We start from the raw sequence: 9,419 nt of genomic DNA, 5'->3' as shown, positions 1-9,419 counted from the left end.
ACCCTATCGAAAAGAAATGGGCGCAAGCTAAGTTTATACGCCAAGGTTGGATGGAGAATAATCTACCTAAACTGTTTCGTGATATTTGTCCTGGCCATAACAATTTTATTTTGAACTGACTATATTACCATTGCTATTAAAAGTATCGTTATTAAAACTACCGATATTCTATCAGTATCTAGCGTACTAAAATCACTGGTGATACAGTGCTAGCAATAATCTCTGTCGTGATACTGCCAAGGAATAAATGCTGTAATTTAGAGCGTCCATAAGCACCAACCACAATGATATCGATTTGATTGTCTATTTGAAAGGTTAATAATCCATCAACGGCATCAAGCTGTTGTAGGTGATGAGCCTCTACTAAGAAACCTGCTGTTGCCATTTGTGTAAGGGCATTGGCAAGGCTTTTTTTCGACGTATCATTATCGTTACCGATCATCACGATATGACCTTGCATATCTTTTAATAGGTTGCTGTTTGCAAGCATCTTTATCGCTTTAATGGCGGTTTTACTGGCGTCGAATGCAACCATATATGAGCTGGGTTCTTTGAATTTCTCTGAACAAATTAGCACAGGTATTTGAGAGGCGCGCGCAACCGTTTCGATTTGGCTACCGATATTGATTCGGCTGTTTTTGTGATCTTCACCGCGGCGCCCCATGACGATAGCATTGTTGTTTGCTTTAAAATGTTCGATAGCAGGTAACAGCTTGCCGCGGCGCTGATAGATACGGACTTCCACGTCATCAAAGTTATTTTGGATATGACTTTTTGCATCTTGTACCAAGGCGTTGCTATAGCTGTTTACAACCTGAGCTCTTTGTTCATCGAGCTGCGTCAATTCATCTAGCAAAAACTGGCGACTATTGATACCAATCGCTCCTGATAAGTCTCTTCTGATTGACGCTGCAACATCGCTGACGTGTAACAATCCCACCGATAAATTTAGTCTTCTTGCATACCATGCGGCATAATCACAAACGGACTCTGTCACCGCTGAACCGTCAATACAAGCCAAAACGTGCTGTTCGGTTGTCATAATCTATCCTTAAGTTTTAATTTATTATCTACTAAGCTTATTTTAATAAATCTATTATAGGTGAGTGCTACTGAATAAGGTTGTTAATAAGCTGGTTTTTATTATAATCTGTACTCACAAATTTTCGATAACTTTCCAAAATCGCTATTATTATTTAAAAAGAAGGCGTTTAATCTCATAAAACGTAATATTTAAAACAGAACAAAATTCTAATTTTTAAGCTTATATCATACTTTTTGCACAGCGACCGATACTTTTTTTATTTACAACTTATTATAGTCAATTATATTTTTTCAAAGAATTAAGAGATAAAAGTACTTATTTCTATATGTTAAACACTGAATAAACGAAGAATAGCAGTTGAAAAGCCTTATATAGCGTGTTTTAGCGTTATAGGCGACTATAAAAAATATCTAATGAATATAAATAATAAATGAGCGTTTTATATATAAAATATAAAAAGAAAACAGTGCTTTTAAGATATAAACTATTGTTAGCTTTATATGAAAATATGTCAGTAGCTACATTAAAACTTAAGCCAATCAGCTTGTTTTTTACCGTAAACTTGTTAATATGCTGCAATGAATTTTGTTGTTAGTTTCGTATCAAACTCTTCGTTATGATGAAGTTTGATTTTAATATGGAAGTTACTAGGAAAAAAGGTATGACATCAATTAATCATGAAGGTCGCGTACTACACGACGGTCTAAGCAAAAAAATCATGTCTGCTGATGAAGCAGCGGCATTTATCAAACACGATATGAATGTTGGTATGAGTGGCTTTACGGGGGCAGGCTATCCAAAAGCCATACCAGCGGCGCTTGCCAAACATATGGAAGCTGCGCACGCTCGCGGTGAAGAATTTCAAATTGGTTTGCTAACCGGTGCATCTACTGCGACTGAGTGTGATGGCGTATTGGCTGAAGCCAAAGGCATCAAATGGCGTACGCCGTATCAGTCAGAGCCTGCACTACGTAAACAAATTAACGCCGGTGAAGCCTATTATTTTGACATGCATTTATCGCATGTAGCGCAGCAAAGTACCATTGGCTTCTACGGCGACATGCATATGGCTGTCGTCGAAGTCTCGGGTATTTTGCCAGATGGCCGCCTGATTCCTTCGACCTCAATTGGTACAAGTAATGCATGGTTAGAGAATGCTGACCACATTATTTTAGAAGTCAATGCTCAGCAAAGCTTAATGTTAGAAGGTATGCATGACGTTTATAACGATATTGGTATGCCGCCCAATCGTAAACCTATTCCATTAGTCACCCCAGGCGGACGTATTGGTGTTCCGTACTTGCATTGTGATATGGATAAAGTTGTAGCGGTTGTTTTAACCGACTCACCAGATCGTAACAGTAAGTTTGCTGATCCAGATGAAAACTCAAACAAAATCGCTAGCCATATCATTGACTTCTTCCATGATGAAGTCAAAAAAGGCCGTATGCCAGAAAATCTATTACCAATCCAATCAGGTGTAGGTAACGTAGCTAATGCAGTATTAGCAGGCTTACAGCACAGTCCGTTTGAGCAATTGACCGGCTATACTGAAGTATTACAAGATGGTATGTTAGACCTTATTATGTCTGGCAAAATGACCATGGCATCCGCCACAGCGCTGTCATTAAGCCCAGATGCACTAGAAACCTTTAATGCCAATATCGAAGAGTTACGTGCTCGTATTGTTTTACGTCCACAAGAGATTACCAATCACCCTGAAGTCGCACGTCGCTTAGGTGTACTGGCAATCAATGCGATGATTGAGTGTGACCTATATGGTAACGTCAACTCAACTCACGTCATGGGTACCAACATGATGAATGGCCTCGGTGGTTCAGGTGACTTTGCTCGTAACGCTTATACCTCATTCTTTGTATCGCCATCAGTGGCAAAAGATGGTGCTATCTCTTGTATCACGCCGATGGTTTCGCATCATGACCACACTGAGCATGATGTGATGGTCATTGTGACTGAGCAAGGTTTGGCTGACTTGCGTGGTTTGGCACCGCGTCAACGTGCGCAAGCGATTATCGATAACTGTGCGCATCCAGACTATCGTCCGATGCTACAAGATTACTTTGATCGCGCCTCTAGCACTGCTGGCATGCAAACGCCGCATATCCTTAATGAGTCGTTATCATGGCATCAACGTTATGTTGAAACCGGTGATATGCGCATCAAGTAAGCGTACAACGCTGTAAGTTTATAAAGCTTTATCATTTTATAAAACACCATAAGCTTATAGATACATTTAAAAAACACCGCTTGTCTGTCAGCAGATAAGCGGTGTTTTTATGTATAGGATATAGTCAGTACGATATAAAATCGATATATCTATATACAAGTATTGCTGATATAAATTTATCTTACTTGCTGTGTGATTCGCACTACAGAGGCTACGAAAAATTCATTTCAGCAATGTTGTATTGGTTTTAAAGTGACTCCATTATAGTAAAATAATCAAGTTATCGTTTTAACTATTTAGCTATGATCGTTCAAATACTTAATCAATGGCTTAATACTAGAATCAGCCACCCCAACGCCTTGGCCCACTAAGCGGCCTTCTTTATCCAAAATAGAAATCAGGTTGGAGTGATTAATATCACCATTATCGGCAAATTGATATTTAATGTTTAGCGTGTTGGCGAGCATACGGGTATTGGCTTTATCACTACGTATCAAGCGCCAGTTATCGGCAAGCTCATTGTGTTCAGCAAAATTCTTCATCACATCCACAGTATCACGCTCAGTATCTAACGTGACCAGCAAAAACTCAGTTTGCGTGCGTGCTTCAGGTTTCATCTCTTTATAAATCTGCTTCATGGATTGAACCAAAATAGGGCAAGTATGCTGACAGCTGGTATACGCCATCACCACTACCTGATTTTTACCTTTAAGCTTATCCAGCTCAAAGGTATTGCCGTTATGGTCTGTCCAATCGCCGCCTACCTGGTAAATAGAATAATCTTGCCCCAACGCCTCGGCAGGTTGATGTGAGTTCATGTTTTCACTATTCATCTGTTTATGATCCATGTCGTTCATGTCATCATGATTCATAGCCGCAGGCTTAGAGTTAGATTTGGATTCAGGCTTGGACTCAGTCTGTGTATTTTGTGCAGCGGCTACTTTATTAGAATCAGGATTGCCACAACCTAGTAATGCAATGCAGAACCCGCCAGCTAAGGTCAGTTTGATAGCTTGAACCAGTGGGTGAGCCGCTGTATTTTGGATAGTTTTTATTGTTTTCATGAGACAGTCCTTAAAAGCAATTAAATTAATTTTAAAATAGCTGGTCAATCGATATTTTAATGCCCACTATTTTAGAGAAAGGATATATCTAATTGTTTACTTGGTAAATTTATCAATCAATCACGTAGCATTAATCCTTAAATTCTTATTGATCATTCGCACAGCGAAAGCCAAGACTACTGATGGTATATTTGGCTTCTAAGCTTGAGCGAAAGCCATAACGCATAAAGGCGGCATAGTCGCTTGGGTCAACAGCACCCGCGGCGCCAGAGCCGCAAAACATCTGTTGGTTAAGGGTGCTGTCTGAGCGTGATTCGCCAGTGACTAAGCTGTTGTTAAAATTCTCTGTCCATTCCCAAATCAGACCATGCATGTCCTTGACGCCCCAATAATTGGCAGAGCTTTGTCCGACATCCGCAAGTTGGTCTTTATTCCCAGCAGATTTGCTATACCAGTCCAGTATGCGCTGGTTATAACCAGGCTCTAAGCTGCCATTTTTATGGGTGCTAGAAGCTTGTGCCACGTATTCCCATTGTTCAACTGTTGGTAAGCGCTTGTTTTGAGAGCGGCAATATTGATTGGCGGCGTACCATGACACATTCACCACAGGCTTGCGAAAGTCAGATTTTATAGGAACAGAAATATCTTTAGTGTTCAGCCAATGCTTTAAGTAACCTGAATCGGCAAAAATGGGTGCCATAGCATATTTCTTAAACTTCGGATTTGTTTTTAAAAACTGATAAAACTGTATATTGGTAACCGGCAATTCATCTATTTTGAACTGATCTACTGCCACTAAAGGCGAGTTTTTGCTTAAGTACAACGGGCGATATGTACCCGGCTGTATCGTCAGCTCTTTTGCTTGTGCTTGATTTACGAGTCCACAGTCTATCGTTATCATAAGTGAACTGACTGCAAATAATAGTACGAAAGGACGAGCATAAGTGGTTAGATTTTTATGAGTTTTAGTGATGTAAGTAGAGGACATAACTAACCTCCTAGTTGTCTCAAAAAGGATAGGGCGTATAGCAATCAATCAAGCTTTCAATTAAGTAGTCGGTCACTATAAAAAGCCTTATTTTTATGGCTGTATTTCGAAACCTTCATTTATAGTGACGGTACCGAATTCTTGCTGAATGAGGTACCGCTTTGACTTGATGACAGGACAGTTGATTGTCTAATTAGGAAACCAATCAGATCTACTTACGAGCCGCTTTAACCTCTTCTGGTGTGATTTCGCCACCTTTGTTACCCCAGCTGTTCATGATATAAGTCACAACGTTAGCGACTTTCTCATTATCTAAAGCAACGGCTGGCATGACACTGTCATACTCTTGACCATTGACGGTGATTTTACCGTTCAAGCCATTTAAAATAGCACTGATGGCACGTTTAGGATCTTTATTTAAATAGTCTGATTTGGCCAATGGTGGAAAGGCTTTTGGCACACCAGTACCATCAGGTTGGTGACAGGCTGCACAGTTGCTGGCGTAAATTGACTCACCCATTTTAATTCTTTCTTGTTTGTTTGCAGCGACTACTTTTGGTGCAGGGGTATTGTTCTTGCCAATACTTTGAGCAGCTGAACCTTCTGGTAAATAGACAGTCTCACGTACTTTTCCAGAGTAGATTTTTGGGTCTTCAGGGCCTTCGACATTAATGATACCTAGCGCACCCTTGTTGAATGCCCGGAAAATAGAATGATCGACAATTACCAACTCACCCGGTACATCTACTTTAAACTGAGTAATGGCTGCACCACCTGCCGGGATAAGCGTGGTTTGTACATTATGGTTTTCAGCTGAGCCACCTTCCATATTGACTTTATCGAAAATTTCACCGATAACGTGGAATGACGATACTAAGTTAGGGCCACCGTTACCGACAAATAAACGCACCGTTTCACCGACTTTCGCTTGTAGCGAGTTTTCGCCGGTTAGCGCGCCAACTGAGCCGTTAAATAGCACGTAGTCTGCATCTTCTTTGACGGCTTTTCCCATATCAAAAGGTTGTAAGCCTTTATCGCCATAGTCACCTTTGGTGTAAAAATCGCCTTGCATGACATAAAATTCACGATCAACTTTTGGCAAGCCTTCTTCTGGCTCGACTAATATTAAACCATACATGCCGTTGGCAATATGCATTCCAACTGGCGCTACGGCACAATGATAGACGTATAAACCAGGTTTTAAGGCTTTAAAGTTGAATTCTGATGTATAGCCCGGAGAGGTGAAAGAAGAAGCGGCACCGCCTCCTGGACCGGTCACTGCGTGTAAGTCAATATTGTGCGGCATTTTAGAGTCAGGATGGTTTGATAGGTGAAACTCAATTTCATCCCCTTGACGAACCCGTATAAACTGTCCTGGCACCTGCCCACCAAATGTCCAAAAGTTATATTCGACGCCATCTGCTAAACGCATGACTTTTTCTACGGTTTCCATTTTTACGACCACTTTTGCGGGATAATCGCGGTCAATGGGCGGTGGAACATCAGGCGCATGGGTGATGATGGCGTCAATAACAGGCAATTCACCGTCTTTAGTGGTCTTAGCTTTGCTGTCGTTTTCGACTTGTGCGTTCTCGGCGCTGGTTGCATCAGTCTGTTCAGGGTTTGACTTATCGCAACCAACCATACCTGCTGTACTCAGCGCCAATAAGCAAGCGATGGCTAATGTAGAGTAAGTAGGTGAGTGGTTTTGAGGTGTTAATGAATTGAAAAGACGCATCATGCTCTCCAGTAATTGAAAATAAGTGGCTTATATAATAAAGCTCGATTTTTATCGTTCTTTGGCATGCTAAAACCAATCTTGTACAAAGTACAAATTAGATAACGAGCTTATAAATTGGCTGCTATAAGATTCATTGTAAATGAATGTTTTTATATAAGCGAATACTTCCTGTAAGATTCACTTACTTCTTTTATACTGATGAGTTATTAATTTATATATGAATTGGTACGATTAAGTGGATTAAAAAATAAATTATAGTGAGGATTTATAGTCTGTAGATAAGGACAACAATGGCATTGGCAGTAGGCGGGGGGGTCAACTATAAATCGCATGAAAATAAATAAAAAAGCCGATCTTAATAGATCGACTTTTAGTCAAGTATTTTCTAGTCTTCAGTTATTAGTAATAATAAAAAAGATAATAGTTATTAAGGATAAATGACGACCTATAAGGGTGAATGACTAACGGCTAGTAAACAGTATGGTTCTTAAGCCATTACTCGTAGGCTGGTTGATAGTTACTTTACTGTTTAAAATATCACCTTGAGCATTGATTTTATAACATTCTGATGAAGTGCCATCGGGATCATTGGCGAGAAGTAGATTCTGAGAAGTCTCTATACAGAACCAAGCAGTATTATTGGTATCTCTTGCCAAAGACCAGTCTTGTTTATATGTGCCTGTTTTCTTACGTTTGCTGCTGTCAGCGTATACATCTTCAGTAAGCAATTGACTCGAGTTGCCAACATTAGCCACTTTCGGAATAGTGGTCACCTGAGTCGTTAGCGAATATTCGCCTGAGCTGTCGGTGAAGCCGTGGAATACCAATGGATTTAAGGTAAAGTAATTGATGGCAACTGATTGATCGGTAATTTGGTTATTGATCTTATTAATCGTATTTACTTCAGCACCTTGTACAGATTTATTATTGAATATCATACTGCCTTTAGGCGTGACTTTGATATCTGCTGAAGCACTTTGATTGCCTACGTCTGCCACTAGTTTTTGGCTACGGTCTTTGGTATAGATATTGAGCATGGTCGCTTCGATAGGGTATTGGGTGACGATATTATTTTGGTTATTATTGCCAGCCGTGCCACCATTCATACCGCCAGCACAAGCGCTTAAACTTAATGCTACTGCGCTACATAATGCTAATTTTTTCATGCTTTAATTCCTCAGTTTATTGAAATAGTTATATAAATATCTACTATAGTTGAATTTTTGAGTGATGACATCTGCTATCTATCCTAAATACTTGTATCATTACATCACTATACATCACTGCAACAACCAATAATTTTTCAGACATTTAATCCCTATCTAAAAAGGATGTTTTATCGTTGTCAGCGCAAAAAAGCTTGCGCTCAGGGTTAAGAGTCAGTTCATGTCGCTCTTTATTCAAACCAGCCTTTTTCGGTATCAGCTTGTAAGTAAATACCTAGCCTGCGTTTAAGTAAAAATAATTCTTAGCATTTAGGAGTAATTTGGTTTATGAACAGCTGAATTTAGAGACAATGTTATGAAACGACTTTTAGAGATATTCTTTATTTACTAAGTCTTATCTATTAAGCCTCGAGATTGATGCTGCCATTTTTAATTGAACGCGGTTAGTAGTAAGATAATAGTCCTTATTTTAAATTTAAGTGGCTACCATAAATAACTATGAATTCCTCAATTCATCGCCTGTACTCTTTTCGTCGCTGTCCCTACGCCATGCGTGCCCGTCTCGGCATCTTGTTTGCTGAGTTGCAGGTGGAGCTGCGAGAGATAATCCTGAAAAATAAACCAGCCCAGATGTTAGCGATTAGCCCGAAAGGTACCGTGCCTGTTTTACAGATTTTTGATTTCACTCTTGAATCTACTCTTGATGGGACTGTGATTGAAGAGAGTGGGGAGATAATGTTGTGGGCGCTTGAGCAACAAGATCCGCAAAGTTTATTGGATGCAAAGGTTCTATCTCAGGCCAATGCGCTGATCGAACAAAATGATAGGGAATTCAAACATTGGCTGGATCGCTATAAATACGCCGACCGTCATCTTGAGATGACCCAACTAGAGTACCGACAGCAAGGCGAAGTATTCTTGCAGGTATTAGAAGATTTGCTGACTAAAAACAAGTATTTGCTGGGAGATAGTATTAGCATCGCAGATATTAGCATTATGCCTTTTGTCCGCCAATTCGCTCATGTGGATCGTGATGTTTTTTGCAGCTTACCTTACCCAAAGCTTCAGCTATGGCTACAACTCTGGTTGGCGCATCCATTCTTTCTACAAGCTATGACGAAATTTAAACCATGGGAAGAAGAGGATGACGTAGTTGTTTTTCCTTCATCTTTCATCGATCTCAATTAGTGATATGATAAAACCTTCATTTCAAACTTAAGAGGTTAC

At 40.0% G+C, this 9,419-nt stretch carries 7 protein-coding genes; 2 read left to right on the top strand and 5 right to left on the bottom strand.

The features are described from left to right. Nucleotides 1–178: 178 nt before the first annotated feature. Complete coding sequence (locus tag WAZ74_RS02810) at nt 179–1,042, bottom strand: universal stress protein (RefSeq protein WP_422305582.1); 864 nt, start codon at nt 1,040–1,042, stop codon at nt 179–181. A gap of 664 nt (nt 1,043–1,706) precedes the next feature. Here WAZ74_RS02810 and WAZ74_RS02805 point away from each other — a divergent pair. Then, nucleotides 1,707–3,233, top strand: a complete 1,527-nt coding sequence (locus WAZ74_RS02805; RefSeq protein ID WP_422305580.1) for an acetyl-CoA hydrolase/transferase family protein — start codon at nt 1,707–1,709, stop codon at nt 3,231–3,233. Between the two features lie 296 nt (nt 3,234–3,529). On the opposite strand, the gene WAZ74_RS02800 is transcribed toward WAZ74_RS02805, so the two are convergent. The 4 genes from WAZ74_RS02800 to WAZ74_RS02785 form a co-directional block, all read right to left on the bottom strand. Next, a complete protein-coding gene (locus tag WAZ74_RS02800; RefSeq protein ID WP_422305578.1) occupies nt 3,530–4,297 on the bottom strand; it encodes an SCO family protein in 768 nt (255 codons plus the stop codon). Between the two features lie 145 nt (nt 4,298–4,442). Then, the gene (locus tag WAZ74_RS02795) at nt 4,443–5,285 is read right to left on the bottom strand and encodes a formylglycine-generating enzyme family protein (RefSeq protein WP_422305576.1); all 843 of its coding nucleotides are present in this window, start codon (nt 5,283–5,285) and stop codon (nt 4,443–4,445) included. A gap of 211 nt (nt 5,286–5,496) precedes the next feature. Continuing rightward, nucleotides 5,497–7,023: a copper-containing nitrite reductase gene (nirK, locus tag WAZ74_RS02790; protein WP_422305574.1), complete on the bottom strand. Its 1,527-nt coding sequence runs from the start codon at nt 7,021–7,023 to the stop codon at nt 5,497–5,499. 464 nt (nt 7,024–7,487) lie between these two features. Then, nucleotides 7,488–8,192, bottom strand: coding sequence for a hypothetical protein (locus WAZ74_RS02785; RefSeq protein WP_422305572.1), 705 nt, complete (start codon nt 8,190–8,192; stop codon nt 7,488–7,490). A gap of 498 nt (nt 8,193–8,690) precedes the next feature. Here WAZ74_RS02785 and WAZ74_RS02780 point away from each other — a divergent pair, with 498 nt between their 5' ends. Further along, the gene (locus WAZ74_RS02780; protein ID WP_422305570.1) at nt 8,691–9,380 is read left to right on the top strand and encodes a glutathione S-transferase; all 690 of its coding nucleotides are present in this window, start codon (nt 8,691–8,693) and stop codon (nt 9,378–9,380) included. Nucleotides 9,381–9,419 lie beyond the last annotated feature (39 nt).

This window comes from Psychrobacter sp., assembly GCF_049295055.1.
Lineage (GTDB): Bacteria > Pseudomonadota > Gammaproteobacteria > Pseudomonadales > Moraxellaceae > Psychrobacter.
This window is presented reverse-complemented; position numbering and strand designations above follow the sequence as displayed.